13 protein-coding genes are annotated in these 20,734 nt (G+C 62.6%); all 13 read left to right on the top strand.

What is annotated here, in order from left to right; all coding sequences use genetic code 11:
* The first annotated feature begins 40 nt into the window (after positions 1-40).
* Positions 41-3,865, top strand: a complete 3,825-nt coding sequence (locus NR164_RS01015) for an Ig-like domain-containing protein (protein WP_256822106.1) — start codon at positions 41-43, stop codon at positions 3,863-3,865.
* A 147-nt stretch (positions 3,866-4,012) separates the two neighbouring features.
* Positions 4,013-5,026: an alpha/beta fold hydrolase gene (locus tag NR164_RS01010; protein ID WP_256822105.1), complete on the top strand. Its 1,014-nt coding sequence runs from the start codon at positions 4,013-4,015 to the stop codon at positions 5,024-5,026.
* 26 nt (positions 5,027-5,052) lie between these two features.
* Entirely contained in the window at positions 5,053-6,006 is a 954-nt protein-coding gene (locus NR164_RS01005; RefSeq protein WP_017846391.1) for a D-2-hydroxyacid dehydrogenase family protein, read from the top strand.
* 481 nt (positions 6,007-6,487) lie between these two features.
* Entirely contained in the window at positions 6,488-8,044 is a 1,557-nt protein-coding gene (gene glgA, locus NR164_RS01000) for a glycogen synthase GlgA (protein ID WP_079443969.1), read from the top strand.
* Positions 8,045-8,063: 19 nt separating this feature from the next.
* Positions 8,064-9,809, top strand: coding sequence for a malto-oligosyltrehalose trehalohydrolase (gene treZ / locus NR164_RS00995; RefSeq protein ID WP_256822104.1), 1,746 nt, complete (start codon positions 8,064-8,066; stop codon positions 9,807-9,809).
* Complete coding sequence (gene malQ / locus NR164_RS00990; protein WP_057004598.1) at positions 9,806-11,890, top strand: 4-alpha-glucanotransferase; 2,085 nt, start codon at positions 9,806-9,808, stop codon at positions 11,888-11,890. The genes treZ and malQ overlap by 4 nt, the downstream gene beginning before the upstream one ends.
* Positions 11,887-14,655, top strand: a complete 2,769-nt coding sequence (locus tag NR164_RS00985) for a malto-oligosyltrehalose synthase (RefSeq protein ID WP_256822102.1) — start codon at positions 11,887-11,889, stop codon at positions 14,653-14,655. Before malQ ends, NR164_RS00985 begins: the two co-directional genes overlap by 4 nt.
* A gap of 23 nt (positions 14,656-14,678) precedes the next feature.
* Complete coding sequence (locus NR164_RS00980) at positions 14,679-14,948, top strand: DUF2934 domain-containing protein (RefSeq protein ID WP_079443972.1); 270 nt, start codon at positions 14,679-14,681, stop codon at positions 14,946-14,948.
* Between the two features lie 129 nt (positions 14,949-15,077).
* Positions 15,078-17,237 carry a glycogen debranching protein GlgX gene (gene glgX / locus NR164_RS00975; protein ID WP_102617033.1) on the top strand — a complete coding sequence of 720 codons (2,160 nt, stop codon included), beginning with the start codon at positions 15,078-15,080 and terminating at the stop codon, positions 17,235-17,237.
* A gap of 1 nt (position 17,238) precedes the next feature.
* Positions 17,239-18,237 carry an acyl-CoA dehydrogenase gene (locus NR164_RS00970; RefSeq protein ID WP_079443973.1) on the top strand — a complete coding sequence of 333 codons (999 nt, stop codon included), beginning with the start codon at positions 17,239-17,241 and terminating at the stop codon, positions 18,235-18,237.
* Positions 18,234-18,992: a PIG-L deacetylase family protein gene (locus tag NR164_RS00965; RefSeq protein ID WP_017846399.1), complete on the top strand. Its 759-nt coding sequence runs from the start codon at positions 18,234-18,236 to the stop codon at positions 18,990-18,992. Before NR164_RS00970 ends, NR164_RS00965 begins: the two co-directional genes overlap by 4 nt.
* Positions 18,989-19,588 (top strand): SAM-dependent methyltransferase, encoded by a 600-nt coding sequence (locus tag NR164_RS00960; protein WP_256822101.1) that lies wholly within the window; start codon positions 18,989-18,991, stop codon positions 19,586-19,588. Before NR164_RS00965 ends, NR164_RS00960 begins: the two co-directional genes overlap by 4 nt.
* 203 nt (positions 19,589-19,791) lie before the next feature.
* Entirely contained in the window at positions 19,792-20,553 is a 762-nt protein-coding gene (locus tag NR164_RS00955; RefSeq protein ID WP_057004602.1) for a PIG-L deacetylase family protein, read from the top strand.
* Positions 20,554-20,734: the final 181 nt, after the last annotated feature.

The following is a 20,734-nucleotide window of genomic DNA, read 5'->3' as shown; positions in this document are numbered from 1 at the left end:
TGCACGGCACTTTAAAAATGAGCCTACAAGGAGCACTTCCATGTCCGACGAAACTAGCGACAGCCTCCCGGTTCTTTACGCCACGCGCATCGCGGACCTCGAACCCCCGCCCTACAACGACAACACTGTGCGCCCCCTGATAGATCCTCCTGCTGATGTAGGAGCTGGCATCCGCAGTATCGAAAACCGTTTGCTGATTACCTTTGAACGCTGGACGTCGCTGAGTGCCCACGACGTCTTCGAATATTACATGGCGGATAGGCGATTCCCTGTCGCGTGGGGCGAAGTGGGCGATAACCAGGTTGGCCAGAACCGCTTCCAGCTCTCGGTACCACGCGAACTTGTGCCGCTGGGTATTGTGTTCCCTTGCTTTGGATTGGTCAGGCGAATAGGGAGCAACACGGTCAGTACATCAGACGAGCAAACCTGGTTTATCAAAGCAACGCGCCCTGGAGGGGTCGATCAGGACCCAGGAGAGTTTTACCACTCAGCGTTGATTCTTCATCTGCCCGCCGACTTGAGTGGCCCGGGTGCCGTACTGCACCCTGACCGTGCAAATGAAGGCGTGCTCATTACCATCGAGCATTACCCTGAGGCATTCAAGGGCGACACCATCGAGCTCTACTGGAACGGGCATTTGGTGACACATGTGCTGAGCGAGGCCCAGGCGGACGGGCTCGCGCCTATTGAGGTATTTGTCCCACCGGAGATCATTCTACTGCCAGGTGGCAGCGGCCTAGTCATCATCAGGTTCAGGGTGTATGACGTCGTACTGAACTTCTCCGGGGAACTGCAGCAGTGGTCCCAAGCGGTGCGCCTGGAAAGTGACTTGAACCCGGACTTGCTCGAACAACCTTACTTCTTGGTGGATGGCGAGGACATTTCCGATGTCAACTTCGACACACAAGCAGAAAGCCATTTCCAGATCGAAGTGGTTGTGCCCACCCGGCTTCCCAATGGCTCCGCGATCCCCACAGGCGCTCAGATCCTGGTGACCCTGCCCGGCACGCGCTTCGACGGTACGGAGATCACGGTTCAGTTACCGCCATTTGCTGCACGACCCGGTCGGTCGGCAACAACCGACGTCAGTAACAGTATTCTCAAAGACCTGATCAACGGCTCGATGCAAATCACCTACCAGTTGCAATTCCCACTGGGCACCGTCATTGGTGAGTCCCGCCGTTCGACTGTCACGATTTTTGGTACCGTTTCCACCATGCCGCCCGTTGATATCGAGGAAGATGAGGGGGGATTGATCGATCCGACCGTGCCTTACCTCAAAATCAACTTCCCGGTCTACACCCCCTATAACCCGAACTTCCCCGTTACGTTACGCATGGAGGCGCAGCAAGCGGGTGGCGGCGTAGTGTTTTATGAGCAAACCCAGCAAGCCGGCGCACCGCCGCCGCCTACGCGCTTCAGGATTGTCACTGCGGCCAATTTTGCGCGGTTCATCGGCCTCGGTCCTGTTGCCGTGTTTTATCGCGTCAACGACGGCGTCAACACAGTGCTGGACGCCGGCGTGCTGACAGTCCGTGAGTCCGAGCACCGGGTGGTTGAGATTGGCGAACGTATCGCCGACCTGCCGGCACCGCTGATTGACGGAGTCGACGCGAATGGCAACATCGACCCGAACGATGTGATCTTTCAGGTCGATACCACGCTGCCCTTCACTCGCTTTGCACCGGGCGACAAAGTCGTTTGGCGCTGGGTAGGCTCGGGTGTGGGCGGCAGCACTGGAGGCGAAATTGACGTGGTGGTGGCGGGACAAATTTCGTTCCCGGTGGACCGCGAATTTATCGACCTGAACAACGATGGCACGATTCGGTTTAGCTATACGCTCATACGCGGTTCGACCACGCTACGCTCCGAAATCCTTGAAGTGACTGTTGGCAAGGCGATCGGCGAATTGCCAAGGCCGGAAGTCATCGAAGCGTCGAGGCACCCCGACGAACTGCGGCCGGAGTCCGCAACAACGGGGGCAACCATTGCAATATCGTTCCTGACGATGTCGCCCAATGACAGAATCATGGCCGTGTGGAGTGGCGTGCCCGGTATCGGCACCCACGAAGAAATCAAGAACGGCAACACGTCGAAAACAGTGCATTTCGACGTGCCGAGCGATACCGTTGGGGCCAATATTCTCCCCGAAGGCCGCCTGATTGAAGTGCAGTACTTTGTGCTGCGAGGCACACGAAGAATACCGTCACCAACTCTGTTTCTGCAGTTGTTGCCCTTGACTACGTTACCGGTCCCTACTATCGAAGGTCAGGACCGGCCGGTACTGAATATCTCCCAGCTCAACGGCGAGGAGCGCACGCTGATCAATCTGTGGGCATTTATTCACCAATTCCAGCAGATGTGGCTGGAATATAGCGGCACCTATACCGATGGTGCGTCTTACTTTGAAGCCACCTACTCCGCGAACCTGGTCACCGAAGAGGGCGCGAGACTGGGCATTATGCCGCCGACGCCAGTGGACGAGTTGCGCAAACTCGAGGACGGCTCGCACCTGACGATCAGTTTCTGGGTCAGCTTTGATCGCAGCGCCGACAGGAGCCAGGCTACCCTGTTCCGCGTGCGCGAATATATAGTTCAAGCAGTTCCCGGCACCCTGCCACATCCGGTGATCAATGGCGCATCAGGCGTCGGGCCTGACGTAACGTATGACCCATTGCGCAATGAACACAACGTCACCGTTAGCGTTAAATATGACGGTATGACAAGCCGTCACCGTATTACGCTGAAGTGGATCTTCGCCGATTCTAGCGAAGGAGAAAGAAGCCTGAACGGCCTGGACGGCGGAGAAGTGGTGTTCAACCTGACCAGCGCTGGATTTTTGAATTACAGCGTGAACACGACCATTCAACTGATGTATTGGGTGGAGAACCCGGACTTCCCCGACCCCATTCCGTCCGAGGTGCAGACGGTGAGGGTCGACACTATTCCCATCGCAGACTTGCCTGCACCGCGGATCAACAACATCGAGGAAGGCGGTGTGATCAATCTGCAAAACATCACCGGCAATCCACTGGCAAGCGTGGCGAAATGGGCCTTGAGTGCCAAGGATCAACAAGTCTGGATGTACTGCATAGCCGGTGAAAATTCGCTGACTGTGATCGATGGTGACCTTATCGACACAACGCAAGCAGCGAATGGCCTGGTTGGAATAGCGGTATTGCGGAGCTGGTTCGCGGCGCTGGCGGATAACACCCGGATCAGGGTGGTCTTCAGGGTAGCCTTCAGCGGGGCAAACAAGGAATCGCAGATTGTCAACTTCCCGGAGACGAACTACGTCGTCAGGACACTACCTGCAATAGGTCTCGATACCTCTACGATGTTTGTGGATCTCGGGGGATGGATACTGGAAGGCTTCGGGTTCACCGATGTCGCGTATACCGGCAATATCGGTCGTGGCGCCAGCGGGGGCGTGGGAGCCCTGACGTTTAGCTCCAGTAACACATCAGTGGCCATCGTTGATAATGCCAATCGCGGACGACTGACGTTCACGGGGCCTGGGATCACAACCATTACCGTTAGAGATCAGGCGAACCAGTCAAAAAGCTACAACATCCAGGTCACCGGCTCCGGCAGGAGATGTCGTTATGTTGGGGTTGGAGACTGGAACTATATGAACAGTGTCATCGCCAGTACCGGTGGCATAATGCTCAGATACGATACGGCCTCTAGCCTGAGGGGGCGATTCAGCAACCGATTCCCTCGCAGTGAGGAGGTTTGGGTTAACGAAGGTATTCCTCCAATATCTCCATCAAGTCATTACACGGTCAATGTCGCCACTGGCGGTGGCCTTCCTCCGTATCTTAATTGGGGTACCGGCCAATTTCCGGGTTACGCGATTATCTGACCCCCAAAACGGAGTCCGTTGAAAAAACGAAAGGCGAATTTATTAACCAATAAGTTCGCCTTTTTTGTGCGCCTACGTTTAACACAGCGTTAACCTGCGTTTAATCCATTTGCGCCAGCATCCGGCGACGTCTCCGGAGTCTTACTTATGCCGTCAATCCGCACCCTTTGCATGGCCAGCTTGTTGGTGAGCGGCCCCCCTCTCGCCCTTGCTTTCGACGAAAGCCCGGCCTACGGCCCCGAGTTGCAGGGTTTCCAATACCCCTACCCGGTTGAGCATTTCAACTTCCAGTCCCAGGGCAAATCCCTGCACATGGGCTACATGGACATCCCGGCCAGCGGCACAGCCAACGGTCGCAGCGTGGTGCTGCTGCACGGCAAGAACTTCTGCGGCGCCACATGGGAGGGTTCGATCAAGGCGTTGAGCGACGCCGGTTACCGCGTGATCGCACCCGACCAGATCGGCTTCTGCACCTCGAGCAAGCCCGACAGCTACCAGTACAGCTTCCAGCAACTGGCGATCAATACCCACCAACTGCTGGAAAAACTCGGCATTCAGAAGGCCACCCTGCTCGGCCACTCCACCGGCGGCATGCTCGCCACCCGCTACGCGCTGCTGTACCCAGAGCAAACCGAGCAACTGGCGCTGGTCAACCCGATCGGCCTGGAAGACTGGAAAGCCCTCGGCGTGCCTTATCGCAGCGTCGACCAATGGTACGAACGCGAATTGCAGGTGAGCGCCGACGGCATCCGCAGCTACGAGCGCGACACCTACTACGCCGGCCACTGGAAGCCCGAATACGAGCGCTGGGTACAGATGCTCGCCGGCATGAACAAAGGCCCCGGCCACACCCAGGTGGCATGGAACTCGGCGCTGATTTACGACATGATCTTCACCCAGCCGGTGTACTACGAGTTCAAGGACCTGCAGGTGCCCACGCTGTTGCTGATCGGTACCAGCGACACCACCGCCATCGGCAAAGACCTCGCGCCGCCGGCGGTAAAGGCAAAGATCGGGCACTACGCGGTGCTGGGCAAACAGGTAGCCAAGTTGATCCCCCGCGCCACCCTGGTGGAATTCCCCGGCCTGGGCCACGCACCGCAGATGGAAGAACCGGCGCAGTTCCACAAGGCCTTGCTGCAGGGGCTCGACCACCTTTAATCCAACGTTATAAGAGGCGCCCGCGTATGTCGCTACAGATCGCAGTCATTGATGATTGGCAAGACGTCGCCCGTGATGTGGTGGACTGGTCAGCCCTGGCGGCGCTCGGCCAGGTGCATTTTCTGCATGATTACCCGGCGGACACCGCCACAATGGTCGAGCGCCTGAAAGGCTTCGACGTGATCTGCGTGATGCGCGAACGTTCGACCTTCGATAGCCCGTTGCTGCAAGGCCTGCCCAACCTCAAGCTGCTGGTGACCGGTGGCATGCGCAACGCCGCCATCGACCTTGCCGCCGCCAAAGCCCTGGGTATCCAGGTGTGCGGCACCGACAGCTATAAACACGCGGCACCGGAGCTGACGTGGGCGTTGATCATGGCGTCCACGCGCAACCTGCTGGCCGAAGCCAATTCCCTGCGCGCCGGCCACTGGCAGGTGGGCCTGGGCGGCGACCTGCATGGCCAGACCCTGGGGATCCTGGGGCTGGGCAGCATTGGCCAGAAGGTCGCGCAATTTGCCCAGGTGTTCGGGATGCGGGTGATTGCCTGGAGTGAAAACCTTACACCGCAACGCGCGGCGGAATCCGGGGTGACGTGGGTCAGCAAGCGCGACTTGTTCGCACAGGCTGATATTCTCACCATCCACCTGGTCCTCAGCGAGCGTAGCCGTGGGCTGGTGGATGCCGAGGCGCTCGGCTGGATGAAGCCGACGGCACGCCTGGTCAATACGGCACGCGGGCCGATCGTGGACGAACCGGCGCTGCTGGAGGCCTTGAGCAACGGCCGCCTGGCGGGAGCCGCGCTGGATGTGTATGCCGAGGAGCCACTGCCGGTCGATCATCCGTTGCGCCGCTTGCCAAACGTACTGGCCACTCCCCACGTCGGGTATGTCAGCGAGCAGAATTACCGGCAGTTCTATCAGCAGATGATTGCCGATATCCAGGCTTGGGCCGCGGGCACGCCCATTCGCGTGCTCGGCTGACGCACCAATTCAGCGCACGCGCACTGCGATGACGAGGCGCCTGCTCCCGAAACGCCCCTGAAGCGGGGCGCCAGCCCACCAACCGGACCGCGCGCCCTCGCCACGCGCTATCCACCGATCGCCACGCGCCCACACCGTTTTCTAACGTCGCATATCGTTACAAGTTTTTTTGTCCTACAAAATTTCCACATAAACCCTACAGTCTTTAGGATTTGTCCTAGACTCAAGCTCGATGGGTCCGTTCAAAAACAAAAGCCCCGCAAAAAATCGAAACTTTCAAACTCTGCCGTAGGTCAGGTTTAGGGTAAGGCGTGCATAAGCGGTTCAGACCGAATGCCCGTCCATCCAATCTATTTCAGCTAACCGTGCAACTGGCACAAGCCTTGCCAGTTTGTATAGCGCTTGTGCGTCTGGCCGCAGGAAGCGGTCTTCGGAGCTAGTGGCAGCGGGCCACCAGCCAACCAACATGTGGGAGAGAACTATGATCAGTGCCGCAGTAGAAACTCAGGGAGAGCGTTTTAGTAAATCGGCAGGGGGGCCAACATCGTTGGTCGATCTGCCCAATGCTGTGCGGCCGGTCGTGAGTCATAACCCCAATCGAAAGAAAGTCTTGTTCGTTACATCCGAATTTGCCGACCTGGTCAAGACCGGCGGCCTAGGCGATGTTTCCGCCGCCCTGCCCCGCGCCATGGGGCACTTGCACGATGTGCGCGTGCTGATCCCCGGTTACCCGCAGGTGATGGAAAGCGACAACCCGATCCATATCATCGGCGAACTGGGTGGCCACGCCGCGCTGCCGCCATGCAAGATCGGGCGCATGGACCTCAAGGATGGCCTGGTTATCTACGTACTGATCTGCCCCGAACTGTACGAGCGCGAAGGCACGCCCTATGGCGCCAACAACGGCCGCGACTGGCCGGATAACCACATCCGCTTCGCGCGCCTGGGCCTGGCCGCTGCCGACATGGCCGCCAACCTCGCCCAGATCCACTGGTGCCCGGACCTGGTGCATGCCCACGACTGGCCCGCCGGCCTGGCCCCTGCCTATATGCACTGGCGTGGGTCACGCACACCGACCCTGTTCACCATCCACAACCTGGCATACCAGGGCGTGGTCAGCCTGGCCTCCACGCCGGAGCTGGGCATTCCGCCCCATGCGCTGCAACAGGAAGGCATGGAGTTCTACGGCAAGATGTCGTTCCTCAAGGCGGGGATGGCCTACTCCAGCCACATCACCACCGTGAGCGCCACCTACGCCCAGGAAATCACCACCCCGGAATTCGGCTGCGGCCTGGACGGTTTCCTCGCCAGCAAGACCCAGCAAGGCTTGCTCAGCGGCATTCCCAACGGCATCGATGAAAGCTGGGAAGCCTCCACCGACACGCACCTGACCCACAACTTCAATATCGGCGATTGGGAAGGCAAGGCAGTCAACGCCGCCCACGTGCGCAACCTGTTTGGCCTGCATGACTCCACCGGCCCGCTGTTCGCCGTGGTCTCGCGGCTGGTCTATCAAAAAGGCCTGGACCTGACCGAAGCGGTCGCCAGCTTTATCGTCGAGAACGGCGGCCAGATCGCGATCATCGGTCGTGGCGAGCCGGAAGAAGAACAGGCCATGCGCGAACTGGCGCTGCGCTTCCCGGGCCAGGTCGGTGTACGCATCGGCTTCAACGAAACCGACGCCCGTCGCATGTTTGCCGGCAGCGACTTCCTGCTGATGCCGTCGCGCTATGAACCGTGCGGCTTGAGCCAGATGTACGCGCAGCGTTTCGGCTCGCTGCCGGTGGCGCGCAACACCGGCGGCCTGGCGGACACCATCGAAGACGGCGTCACCGGGTTCCTGTTCAACGAGTCCACCGTGGACAGCTACCGCGAAGCCCTGAACCGTGCATTCAAAGTGTTCGCCTACCCAGGCCTGCTCAACGCCATGCGCTGCCGGGCGATGACCCAACCGTTCAACTGGTGCCAGGCGGTCGAACCCTATGCCGAACTGTATGAACAACTGGTGGCCAAGGCGCTGGGGAAATCGACTAAATAATCAAGGGAGGTCTTCATAGATGCCGTTACGGACTCTGGAAACCTGGCCCCACGGCGCAATCATGCTGGACGCGCAACACACGCGTTTCGCCTTGTGGGCGCCAGACGCGTTTTATGTCAGCGTTGAATTGCAAGATGGCCGCTCGGTCGCCATGCTGCCCCAGGCAAATGGCTGGTTCGAAACGGAGATAAAGTGCCCCGCAGGCACGCGCTACCGCTACAACATCGATGGGGAAACGGATGTCCCCGATCCCGCGTCCAGGGCCCAGGCCTCGGACGTGCATGGCTGGAGCCTGGTGGTCGACCCGCTCGCCTATGAATGGCGACACCACCCATGGCAGGGCCGCCCCTGGCATGAAGCGGTGATCTACGAGCTGCATGTCGGCGCGCTGGGCGGCTTCGCAGCCGTCGAGCAGCACCTGCCACGCCTGGCCGAACTGGGCGTTACCGCGATTGAGTTGATGCCCCTGGCGCAATTCCCCGGCGAGCGCAATTGGGGCTACGACGGCGTGCTGCCCTACGCGCCGCACGCCGCCTACGGCAGCCCCGAACAGCTCAAGCATCTGATCGACAGCGCCCATGAACACGGGCTCGCGGTCTTGCTCGACGTGGTCTACAACCACTTCGGCCCCGATGGCAACTACCTGGGCCAGTACGCCAAAGACTTCTTCCAGCAAGATGTGCATACGCCATGGGGCGCCGGCATCGACTTCGAGCGGCGTGAAGTGCGGGACTTCTTTCTGGACAACGCCCTGATGTGGCTGCTCGACTACCGCTTCGACGGCCTGCGCCTGGACGCGGTACACGCCATCGACAACCCCGGTTTCCTGCGGGAACTGGCGCACCGGGTGCGCCAGCAGGTCGACATCGGCCGTCATGTTTGGCTGGTGCTGGAAAACGAACTGAACCAGGCCAGCCTGCTGAAACACGATTTCGATGCGCAATGGAACGACGACTTCCACAACGTATTGCATGTGCTGCTGACCGGCGAAACCGATGCCTACTACAGCGACTTTGCCCAAGCGCCTACCGCAAAACTCGCACGTTGCCTCAGCGACGGCTTTGTCTACCAGGGCCACACCACGCGCTACGGGCATGCACGCGGCGAACCCAGCAGCGGCTTGCCGCCCACCGCCTTCGTCGCGTTCTTGCAGAACCACGACCAGATCGGCAACCGCGCCCTCGGCGAACGCCTGCACCAACTGTGTTCGCCCCAGGCGCTGAAGGCGGCGACCACCTTGCTACTGATGTCGCCGATGATCCCGTTGCTGTTCATGGGCGATGAAGTCAACGCCAGCGAGCCGTTTCTGTTTTTCACTGACCACCATGGCGAACTGGCTGAAGCGGTACGCGAAGGACGTCGCAATGAATTCGCCGATTTCGCCGCGTTCCACGACCCCGAGCGGCGCGAGCGGATTCCCGATCCCAACGCGCTGCCGACCTTCGAACAATCGGCGCCGTCGTTCGCCGCCAACGAACACACCGAGTTCTATCGCCACCTGCTGCGCCTGCGCCACCAGCATATCGTGCCGCACCTGCCCGGCAGCGTGGCCCTCGGTGCGCAGGTGCTGGCAGACCGCGCCGTCAGTGCGCGTTGGCGCCTGGGCAACGGCAGCCTGTTACAGATCGACCTGAACCTGAGTGCCACGGCCCTGGATCACCCCGCTGCGCAGCATGTGCTGTTCCAAACGCCGGCGCATGACCACGCGCACCTGGCGCCCTTCAGCGCACGCGTTACCCTATCCCCTGTTGGAGAGCACCCTTGAGCGAAGCGAACCTGGAAATCCTCGCCGGCCGAGCGGGCCTGGCGGTCGATTGGATCGACGCAAACGGCCGCCCGCAACGTGTCAAACCGGACGCCCTGCGCGCCGTCCTCAAAGGCCTGGGCCACCCGGCCGACAGCGATGCCGAGATTGACGCCAGCCTGCGAGACCTGGAGCAAGTGCAACAGGACAAACACCTGCCGCCCTTGCTCACCGTCGACAGTGGCGAAGGCCTGGACCTGGCGCGCTACTTCGCGCCCGACACCGTCTGCCGGGTCAGCCTCGAGGAGGGCGAAGTCCTCGAATTACGCCTCGACGGCAACGCGGTACTGCCCGGCGTGATCGCCCTCGGCTACCACCAAGTGCATATCGCCGACCAGGCCTTCACCCTGGCCGTGGCCCCTCGTCACTGCTACAGCGTCGCCGATGCCGTCGACAGTCAAACCCCACGTGCCTGGGGCCTGAGCGCCCAGTTGTACGCCCTGCGCCGCCTCGGCGACGGCGGGTTCGGCGACACCCTGGCGCTGGAACACCTGGCCCGCTCGGCCGCCGAACGCGGTGCCGACGCCCTGGCGATCAGCCCGATGCACGCGATGTTCAGCGCCGACCCCGAGCGCTACAGCCCGTACTCGCCGTCGAGCCGCCTGTTTCTCAATAGCCTGTACGCATCGCCCGGCTGCATCCTGGGTGAGCGCCAGGTGCGCAATGCCATCGAGGCCTGCGGTCTGGCCGACGAGCTGCACACCCTCGAACAACACACCCTGATCGACTGGCCCACCGCAGCCAAGGCCAAACACCGCCTGTTGCGTGCCCTGTACGACGACTTCCGCCACGGTCAACACCCGCAACACGCCGACTTCCTCAGTTTCCGCCAAGCGGGCGGTGAAGCCCTGGAGAACCACTGCCGTTTCGAAGCGGTCCAGGCCGCGCGCGCCGCCGCTGGCGAAGACCTCGACTGGCGCCATTGGCCAGAGCAATGGCGCAGCCCGCAAAGCCCGGCGCTCCTGCGCTTCGCCGAGGAAAACCGCGACGACATCGGCTTCTACGCCTTCGGCCAATGGCTGATCGCGCGCTGCCTGGAACGCGCCCAACAAGCCGCCCGTGGCAGTGGCATGAGCATCGGCCTGATCGCCGACCTGGCCGTCGGCGCCGACGGTGGCGGCAGCCAGGCCTGGAGCCGCCAGGATGAATTGCTCGCCGGCCTGACCGTCGGCGCGCCGCCGGACATTCTCAACCGCGCCGGCCAGGGCTGGGGCATCTCCGCCTTCGCCCCGGAAGGCCTCAAGCGCCACGGCTTCCGTGCGTTTATCGAGATGCTGCGGGCCAATTTCGCCCATGCCGGCGGCTTGCGTATCGACCATGTGATGGGCCTGCAACGCCTGTGGGTGATGCCCATGGATGCCTCGCCCCAGGACGGCGCCTACCTGTATTACCCGGTGGACGATCTGTTGCGTCTGCTGGCGCTGGAATCGCACCGCCACCAGGCCATCGTCCTCGGCGAAGACCTCGGCACCGTGCCCGACGGCCTGCGCGACAAACTCATCGGCCGCTCGATTCTGGGCATGCGCGTGCTGCTGTTCGAACAGGGTCATGATGGCCAATTCAAGCCGATCCTCGACTGGCCGGACAACGCCCTGGCCACCACCAGCACCCACGACCTGCCAACCCTCAATGGCTGGTGGCACAGCCGCGACATCGACTGGAACGTCCAGCTCGGCCTGATCGATGCGCCCACCACGGAGCAATGGCGCGAGCACCGCCTGCGCGAACGCCAGGCACTGCGCCAGGCCTTGAGCCAGGACCCGCAGAACTTCGTCGATGAAGTGCGCAATGAAACCGACCACATGATCGATGCCAGCGTGCGCTACCTCGGCCACACCCGCGCGCCGCTGGTGCTGCTGCCGCTGGAAGATGCCTTGGGCCTCGAAGAACAAGCCAACCTGCCCGGCACCATCGACACCCACCCCAATTGGCGCCGCCGCCTGCCAGGCGAGGCGGCGAGCCTGCTCGACAATGCGGGTGCCGCGCGCCGCCTGGAACTGCTGGCGGTGGCACGCAATCAAGCCCATGAGCGTGACCGATGAAGGCTCTGCCCCTGCGCGCCAGCCAGCGCCTGCAGTTTCATAAAGGGTTCACCCTCGATGACGCGGTGGCTCTGGTGCCGTACTTTGCCCGGCTGGGCATCAGCCATTTGTATGCCTCACCGCTGCTCAGTGCCCGCGCAGGTTCCATGCATGGCTATGACGTGGTCGACCCCACCACCGTCAACCCGGAGCTGGGCGGCGAAGCGGCGTTGCGCCGCCTGGTGGCCGCCCTACGCCAACACGACATGGGGCTGATCCTCGATATCGTGTCCAACCACATGGCCGTGGGCGGCGCCGACAACCCCTGGTGGCTCGACCTGCTGGAATGGGGCCGGTTGAGTCCCTACTGCGAATTCTTCGACATTCAATGGCACTCGCCCGACCCGCTGCTCAAGGGCCAATTGCTCATGCCGTTCCTCGCCAGCGACTACGGCGAAGCCCTGCAAACCGGCACGTTGACCCTGCACTTCGACGCCGCGCACGGCAGTTTTTCCGTCGAGCACTACGAACACCGCTTCCCGATCTGCCCACAAGATTACGCGACGATTCTGGGCGCCGATGAACTGCTCAAGCCCCTCGCCGACCGCTTCAGCACCCTCGCCTACCAGAGCGATGCCTACGCCGAAGCGGCCTGGCTCAAACAAGCCCTGGCCGAACGCGCCACCGACAACGCCGTGCGGCAGGCCATCGAACAGCGGCTGGGCACCTTCGACGCACGTCAGCCAGAAGGTTTCCAGCGCCTGCACGGGCTGTTGGAGCAACAGGCCTATCGCCTGGCCAGTTGGCGCACTGCGGCGGACGATATCAACTGGCGGCGCTTCTTCGATGTCAACGATCTGGGCGGCCTGCGTGTAGAACGCAGCGCCGTGTTCGAGGCCACCCACGGCAAGATCTTCGAGTTGATCAGCCAGGGGCTGGTCGATGGCCTGCGCATCGACCATATCGACGGGCTGGCCGACCCACGCGGGTATTGCCGCAAGCTGCGGCGGCGGGTCGATACGCTGTCGCCCGAGCGTCACCTGCCGATTTTCGTCGAAAAAATCCTCGGCGAAGGCGAAACCCTGCGCGAGGACTGGCAGGTGGACGGTACCACCGGCTACGAATTCATGAACCAGCTGTCGCTGCTGCAACACCGCCCGCAAGGCTTCGCAACGCTGGCCGAGCTGTGGACCCGGCACAGCGAACGGCCGTCGGCCTTTATCGAAGAAGCCTGGCTGGCGCGCCGGCAGATCCTCAACGGTTCTCTTGCCGGCGACTTCGAAAGCGTGGCCCAGGCCCTGCTGCAAGTGGCCCGCGACGACGTGATGAGCCGCGACCTGACCCTCGGCGCGATCCGCCGCGCCCTGCAGGAACTGATCGTGCATTTCCCGGTGTACCGCACCTACATCAGCGCCTGTGGCCGCAGCGAACGCGACGACACGTTTTTCCTGCAAGCCCTGGCGGGCGCGCGCAGCACCTTGAGCGAAGGCGACTGGCCGGTGCTGGACAACCTGGAAAAATGGTTGGGCGGCCAACCGTGGCGCAATCGCCCGCTCGGCCGCGAGCGCAAGCTGCTCAAGCATGCCTGCGTGCGCTTCCAGCAATTGACCTCGCCGGCCGCCGCCAAAGCCGTGGAAGACACCGCGTTCTATCGCTCGGCGGTGTTGCTGTCGCGCAACGACGTGGGCTTCAGTACCGAACAGTTCAGCGCACCGCTGGCCGATTTTCACGCGGCCAATCAGCAGCGCTTGCAGGCGTTCCCCGATAACCTGCTGGCCACCGCCACCCACGACCACAAACGCGGTGAAGACAGCCGCGCCCGCCTCGCCGTGTTGAGTGAGTGCGCAGGGTGGTATGCCGAACAGGTGACGCATTGGCGCCGCCTCGCCGCGCCGTTGCGCAACGACGCCAGCAGCCCATCGGCAGGCGATGAGTTGATCCTCTATCAGGTACTGCTCGGCAGTTGGCCGCTGGACCTGCACCTGGACGACCGGCCGGCACTCGAAGCCTATCAACAACGCCTCTGGCAATGGCAACAAAAGGCCCTGCGCGAAGCCAAGTTGCAGAGCAGTTGGAGCGCGCCCAACGAGGCTTACGAACAGGGTGTGGAAACGTTTCTCACGCGCCTGCTGCTCAGCGACGCAGGCCGCGCACTGCGCACCGCCATCGGCGCCGCCGCCCAAGCGATTGCCCCCGCTGGCGCGCTCAATGGGCTGGCGCAATCCTTGCTTCGAGTCACAGTGCCGGGTGTGCCGGACCTGTACCAGGGCAATGAGTTCTGGGACTTCAGCCTGGTCGACCCGGACAACCGCCGCCCGGTGGATTTCAACGCACGGCAGCACGCGCTGGATACCCCACCGGACATCGGCAAGCTGTTGTTCAACTGGCGGGACGGGCGTATCAAACAAGCCTTGATCGCCCAGGTGCTGGCCTTGCGCAAGGCCCATCCTAAACTGTTCCATCGGGGCAGTTACACGCCCCTGGACGTGGTCGGTCGACATGCCGAGCACGTGGTCGCGTTCTGCCGCGAATACCAGGGCAAACGCGCACTGGTGGTGGTGCCGCGCTGGCCCTATCGCCTGCTGGAAAACGGTGTGCATCCCCAGGTCAATGCGCGGGTTTGGGGCGATACCCGAGTGAAATTACCGTTCGCCGCGCCAACCGAAAACTGGAAGGGACTTTTTCATACACGCGCAGTCACACCAGACAAGGAGCTGTTGATCAGCACTGCGCTGGGGGATTTCCCGGTCAACGTCTTTATCGATCCTGATGATCAATCAAGCTGAAATTTTCTGCGAGGAACATTGTGATGAGTACTGAAGACAAACGTGTTCGCGAATTCGCGTATCAGATCTGGGAGTCGGAGGGCAAGCCGCAAGGTCAGGATGCGCGCCATTGGGAAATGGCCCGCAAGTTGGCGGAAGCCGAAGCGCTGACGCCCAGCAAGCCCAAACCCGCCGCCAAACCGAAAACCGCGCCCAAGCCGGCAGCAAAAGCCAAGCCGCCGGCAGCGGCCGCAGGCAAACCGGCCGCGCCGGCGGCTAAAAAGCCGGCGGCCACAAAAAAGCCCAAGCCGTAAGCCCTGTGCCGTCATGAACCTCCGGCCGGCAACCCCGGCCGGAGGTCAGCCACTTGCCCGATTATTAGCTGACCCCTCGTCAGCAGGGCTACGTTCGGCCCGAAAAAAGACCCATGCAGGAGCAACACAATGAGCAAAGCCGATAAAAAACAGGCCCCCCCGGCCCACGAACCATCGCGGATTCGCGAAGGTTTGCCCTTCCCCCTGGGGGCGACCTGGGACGGCCTGGGTGTCAACTTTGCCCTGTTCTCGGCCAACGCCACCAAAGTCGAGTTGTGCCTGTTCGACGACGCCGGCGTGGTCGAGCTGGAACGTATTGAACTTCCCGAATACACCGATGAAATCTTCCACGGCTACTTGCCCGACGCCCACCCCGGGCTGATTTACGGCTACCGTGTGTACGGCGCGTATGACCCGGCCAACGGCCACCGTTTCAACCACCACAAATTGCTGATCGACCCCTACGCCAAACAGCTGGTGGGCGAACTCAAATGGTCCGAGGCGCTGTTTGGCTACACCATCGGCCACCCCGACGACGACCTCAGTTTCGACAAACGCGACAGTGCGCCCTTCGTGCCCAAGTGCAAGGTCATCGACCCGGCGCACACCTGGGGCGACGACCAACCGGTGCGCGTGCCATGGGACCGCACGATCATTTATGAAACCCACCTGCGCGGCATCAGCATGCGTCACCCCTCGGTCGGCGAGGCCGTGCGCGGCACCTGCGCCGGGCTGATGGAAGACGATCTGCTCAAGCACATCCGCCAGTTGGGTATTTCTTCCGTGGAACTGTTGCCGGTACACGCCTTTGTCAACGACCAGCATTTGCTGGAAAAAGGCATGACCAACTACTGGGGCTACAACAGCATCGCCTTCTTCGCCCCGGACCCGCGCTACCTGGCCAGCGGCAAGATCGCCGAGTTCAAGGAGATGGTCGCGCACCTGCACGAAGCCAAGCTGGAAGTGATTCTCGACGTGGTCTACAACCACACCGCCGAAGGCAACGAGCGCGGCCCGACCCTGTCCATGCGCGGCATCGACAACGCTTCCTACTACCGCCTGATGCCGGACGACAAGCGCTTCTATATCAACGACTCCGGCACCGGCAACACCCTCGACCTGAGCCACCCGTGCGTGCTGCAGATGGTCACCGACTCCCTGCGTTACTGGGCCACCGAGATGCACGTCGACGGTTTCCGCTTCGACCTGGCGACCATCCTCGGCCGTTATCGTGACGGGTTCGACGAGCGCCACAGTTTCCTCGTCGCCTGCCGTCAAGACCCGGTGCTGCGCCAGTTGAAACTCATCGCCGAACCCTGGGACTGCGGCCCCGGCGGCTATCAGGTGGGCAACTTCCCGCCGGGCTGGGTGGAATGGAACGACCGCTTCCGCGACACCGTGCGCGCCTTCTGGAAAGGCGATGACGGCCAGCTGGCGGACTTCGCCGGGCGCATGACCGCATCCGGCGAGATGTTCAACCACCGTGGCCGCCGGCCTTACAGCTCAGTGAACTTCATCACCGCCCACGACGGTTTCACCCTGCATGACCTGGTGTCGTACAACGACAAGCACAACGAAGCCAACGACGAAAACAATCAGGATGGCAGCAACAACAACCTGTCCTGGAACCATGGCGTCGAAGGCCCCACCGACGACCCGGAAATCAACGCCCTGCGCCTGCGCCAGATGCGCAACTTCTTCGCCACCCTGCTGCTCGCCCAAGGTACGCCGATGCTGGTGGCCGGGGATGAGTTCGCGCGCACCCAGCACGGCAACAACAACGCTTACTGCCAGGACAGCGAGATCGGCTGGGTCAACTGGGAGCTGGACGATGACGGCAAGGCGCTGCTCAAGTTCGTCAAGCGCGTGATCAAACTGCGCATGACGTACCCGATCCTGCGCCGTGGCCGCTTCCTGGTGGGCGACTACAACGAAGACATCGGCGTGAAGGACGTCACCTGGCTCGCGCCGGATGGCAACGAGATGAGCACCGAGCAGTGGGAAGACAGTCACGGCCGTTGCCTGGGCATGCTGATGGATGGCCGCGCCCAGGAGACCGGGATTCGCCGTCCGGGTGGCGATGCCACGTTGTTGCTGGTGGTCAACGCCCATCACGACTTGGTCAATTTCCGCCTGCCCCCCGTGCCGGAAGGCCAGTTCTGGACCTGCATGCTCGACACCCATGACACGACGATACGCGGGCAGGAACGCTTTGATTTCCACCATGAGTACGCGGTCACCGGGCGCTCGCTGCTGCTGTTTGAACTGCAGCACGACGAAGAGGTGTGACATGGGCCTGCATGGATTCCTTCAAGGCTACCAAGGCTATGCGGACACGCAGGCCCTGGGCGCGGCCTTGAAGGCGCTGCAGGCCGAGGGGCTGGACCGCCTGCCGCTCCCCGGCAGCGGCCAGACCCTCGAACGGTTCAGCCGCTTGGCCCAGGTCGCCGGACACGACCTGCGCTTGTGCAAGTTGTTCGAAGGTCACACCGATGCCTTGGCGATCATTGCCGAGCTGCGCAGCCCCTTGCCGCCGGAGGGCAGCCTCTGGGGCATGTGGGCGGCAGAACCGCCGACGGCCAGGGTGCGGGCGCGGCGCAACGGCCATCGTCTGGTGCTGCAGGGGCGTAAAGCCTGGTGTTCGGGAGCGACGGTGGTCAGCCATGGGTTGTTGACGGCCTGGGACGAGGAGGATCGCCAGCAATTGGTCGCAGTGGAGATGGGCCAGCCCGGCATCTGCGTGACCGATGAGGGGTGGCAGGCGGTAGGCATGGCGGCCACCGGCAGTGTCGATGTCCTGTTCGAGGCGGCCAGCGGGATTGGCATCGGCAGGCCCGGCGACTACCTCGCCCGCCCCGGCTTCTGGCAAGGCGCCGTCGGTATCGCCGCGTGCTGGTATGGCGCGGCGCAACGCCTGGCTGAAGTGCTGCGCGAGCAGTGCAACAGGCGTGCGGAACCGCATGCCCTGGCCCACCTCGGCGCGGTCGACAGCGCCTTGAACAGTGCCGCCTGCGTGCTGCGCGCCAGTGCGCGGCAGATCGACCGCGCCCCGCTGGCCGATGCCAGGCAACTGGCCCAACAGGTACGCGCGTCTCTCGAAGACACGGTTGAACAGGTCATGCGCCACGTCGGTCGCGCCGCCGGTGCGGGGCCTTTTTGCAAAGATCCGCACTTTGCCCAACTGATGGCGGACCTGCCGGTGTATGTACGTCAAAGCCATGCCGAGCGTGACCTGGCCGCCCTCGGTGAACAGGTTGCCGCCGAGCCACCTGGGAGGTGGCAGTTATGAAAGCCAATCCGATCGTGGGCCAGGGCACGTCGCTGCATCAGTGGCAGACCTCGTCCCACATGGCCGAACTGGCGCCGATCAGCGTCGAACAGTTGGTACCCGAAGGGCATCGCGCAGTGATCATCGCACCGCACCCGGACGATGAAGTGCTGGGCTGCGGCGGCCTGTTGCAAGGCTTGGCCGCGCTGGGTCGGGCGATCCAGTTGATCTCTGTCACCGATGGCAGCGCCAGTCACCCCGGTTCGCGGCGCTGGTCGGTGGAGCGCCTCAGCGTGGTGCGCCCGCAGGAGTCGGCCCAGGCCTTGCACCGCCTCGGCTTGCCGCTGCACCGGTTGAAGTGGCTGCGCGCCGGGTTTACCGACAGCCAGGTCGCCGCCCGCGAAGCGCAGTTGGCCGCGTTCATTGAGCGCCACCTCAAACCCAGGGACGTGGTGTTCACCACCTGGCGCGAAGACGGCCACTGCGACCATGAAGCCGTCGGCCGCGCCAGTGCCAGTGCCGCACTGGCGGTCGGCGCGACCCTGTACGAGTTGCCCGTGTGGACCTGGCACTGGGCAACCCCGGAAGACAGCCAGGTACCGTGGCATCGCGCGCGCAAACTCCCGCTGAGTTGCCAAGTCGTCGCGCGCAAGCGCCATGCCATCCACGCGTTCGCCAGCCAATTGGAGGGCGATCCGCAGATCGGCTTGCCGCCGGTGCTGGCACCCTATGTCGTCGAGCGTTTGCTGCAGCCTTTTGAAGTGGTGTTTGTATGAGCGTGGCGACACCGTATTTTGATCGGCTGTTCGCCGACAACGATGACCCCTGGGCCTTCCGTCAACGCTGGTACGAGCGGCGCAAGCGCGCGCTGACCTTGGCGCTGTTGACCCGCCCGCGTTACGCCGCGATTTTTGAGCCCGGCTGCGCCAATGGTGAACTGAGCGTCGAACTGGCGCCGCGTTGTGACCGCCTGGTGTGCTGCGATACCGCGGCCGCAGCAGTGGCCCTGGCCAAGACACGTCTGATGGGATTTCCCCATGCCCAGGTGCAGCAGAGTCGCCTGCCCGCACAGTGGCCTGACGGCCGCTTCGACCTGATCGTGCTGAGCGAGCTGTGTTACTACCTCGACGCCGATGACCTCACCCGCCTGATCGACTGCGCCCTCGCCGCGCTGAGCGACGACGGTCAACTGCTGGCCTGTCACTGGCGCGCGCCAATCGACGGCTGCCCGCAAACCGCCGTCCAAGTGCATGCGCTGCTCGAGCAACGGCTGGCCATGCCGTGTGTTGCGCGGCACCACGACAGTGACTTCCTGCTCGACCTCTGGAGCCGCGACGGTACGTCGGTCGCCACCCATGAGGGCCTGCGTTGAGCGGCCTGAAACGGGCCCGTTAAAAAAAATCGAAGTTACAAGATGTGAAAGCAGCGAATCCTTGTCTATGCTGAGGACGCCTTGCTGGCAATCCAGGATTGAAATGCCGAGCAATCGCTGCAGCGGAGCCTGCGGCGACTAAAAAGAGCGTCGTCCCGTCCACGGGCTACGACCCAGCATCAATTGACAAGGACGTGCCCGCCATGAAACCCGCCTCCCTCAGCGAAAGCCGCCGCGGTCCAGCGCAGATCTGGAACAGTGCCCCGCAGTTGGCGCAAATCCCCGCCATTCATCCTCACTCGCTGGTGCCTGCGGGTGCGCGAGTGGTCATCGTCGCGCCCCACCCCGGCGATGAAGTGTTGGCCTGTGGCGGTTTGCTGCAACGGCTGAGCACCCTCGAACACCCGATGCTGTTGATTTCCATCACCGACGGCAGCGCCAGCCACCCCGGCTCGAATGTCTGGCCGGCGAGGCGCTTGAGCGTGGTGCGGCCCCAGGAAAGCGTCGAAGCGCTGCGCCGGCTGGGCATGCCGCTGCACAGCCTGAAGTGGATTCGCGGCGGCTTTCGCGATGACGCGCTGGCCGCCAGCGAACACCCCATGAGCCAACTCATCGCCCGATATCTGCAGCCCGGCGATGTGGTCTTCAGCACCTGGCGCAACGACGGCAACGCCGACCACGACGCCGTCGGCCGTGCCAGCGCCAAGGCATGCAGCCTGGTCGGGGCACGTCTGTATGAGCTACCGATCTGGGCCTGGCATTGGACGGCGCGGGAAGGTTCGATGATCCCCTGGCAGCGTGCGCGCAAGGTCCGCCTCGACACCTGGAGCGTGGCGCGCAAGCTGCATGCGGCCCATGCCTATGCCAGCCAACTGGCCGGAGACCCGGAGATCGGGCTCGCGCCGATGCTCGCCCAGGTGTTGCTGGAGCGGATGCGCGAGCCCTATGAGATCGTGTTCGTCTAGAAATTCACTCGTCTATACCTGTTATTTCTGACAGTGGCGGCCCGTTTGATGTGCGACTAAGGTGCAAAAAACCTGCACTGCTTAAGGCGCAGTCGAGAAAGCCATGCCAACCCTTTGCATTGGCCGATGTTTTCAGAATCGGGTAACCGGTACTCCCTGATCCGTATCGTTCGTTGTTGCC

Origin of the sequence: Pseudomonas sp. Pse79, from assembly GCF_024519615.1 — a bacterium.
Taxonomy (GTDB): Bacteria; Pseudomonadota; Gammaproteobacteria; order Pseudomonadales; family Pseudomonadaceae; genus Aquipseudomonas; species Aquipseudomonas veronii.
This window is presented reverse-complemented; position numbering and strand designations above follow the sequence as displayed.

Bases quoted from the DNA above. Each gene is read 5' to 3' on its own strand.
- NR164_RS01015 (WP_256822106.1), top strand. From the start codon at position 41: ATGTCCGACGAAACTAGCGACAGCCTCCCGGTTCTTTACGCCACGCGC.
- NR164_RS01010 (WP_256822105.1), top strand. From the start codon at position 4,013: ATGCCGTCAATCCGCACCCTTTGCATGGCCAGCTTGTTGGTGAGCGGC.
- NR164_RS01005 (WP_017846391.1), top strand. From the start codon at position 5,053: ATGTCGCTACAGATCGCAGTCATTGATGATTGGCAAGACGTCGCCCGT.
- glgA (WP_079443969.1), top strand. From the start codon at position 6,488: ATGATCAGTGCCGCAGTAGAAACTCAGGGAGAGCGTTTTAGTAAATCG.
- treZ (WP_256822104.1), top strand. From the start codon at position 8,064: ATGCCGTTACGGACTCTGGAAACCTGGCCCCACGGCGCAATCATGCTG.
- NR164_RS00985 (WP_256822102.1), top strand. From the start codon at position 11,887: ATGAAGGCTCTGCCCCTGCGCGCCAGCCAGCGCCTGCAGTTTCATAAA.
- NR164_RS00980 (WP_079443972.1), top strand. From the start codon at position 14,679: ATGAGTACTGAAGACAAACGTGTTCGCGAATTCGCGTATCAGATCTGG.
- glgX (WP_102617033.1), top strand. From the start codon at position 15,078: ATGAGCAAAGCCGATAAAAAACAGGCCCCCCCGGCCCACGAACCATCG.
- NR164_RS00970 (WP_079443973.1), top strand. From the start codon at position 17,239: ATGGGCCTGCATGGATTCCTTCAAGGCTACCAAGGCTATGCGGACACG.
- NR164_RS00965 (WP_017846399.1), top strand. From the start codon at position 18,234: ATGAAAGCCAATCCGATCGTGGGCCAGGGCACGTCGCTGCATCAGTGG.
- NR164_RS00960 (WP_256822101.1), top strand. From the start codon at position 18,989: ATGAGCGTGGCGACACCGTATTTTGATCGGCTGTTCGCCGACAACGAT.
- NR164_RS00955 (WP_057004602.1), top strand. From the start codon at position 19,792: ATGAAACCCGCCTCCCTCAGCGAAAGCCGCCGCGGTCCAGCGCAGATC.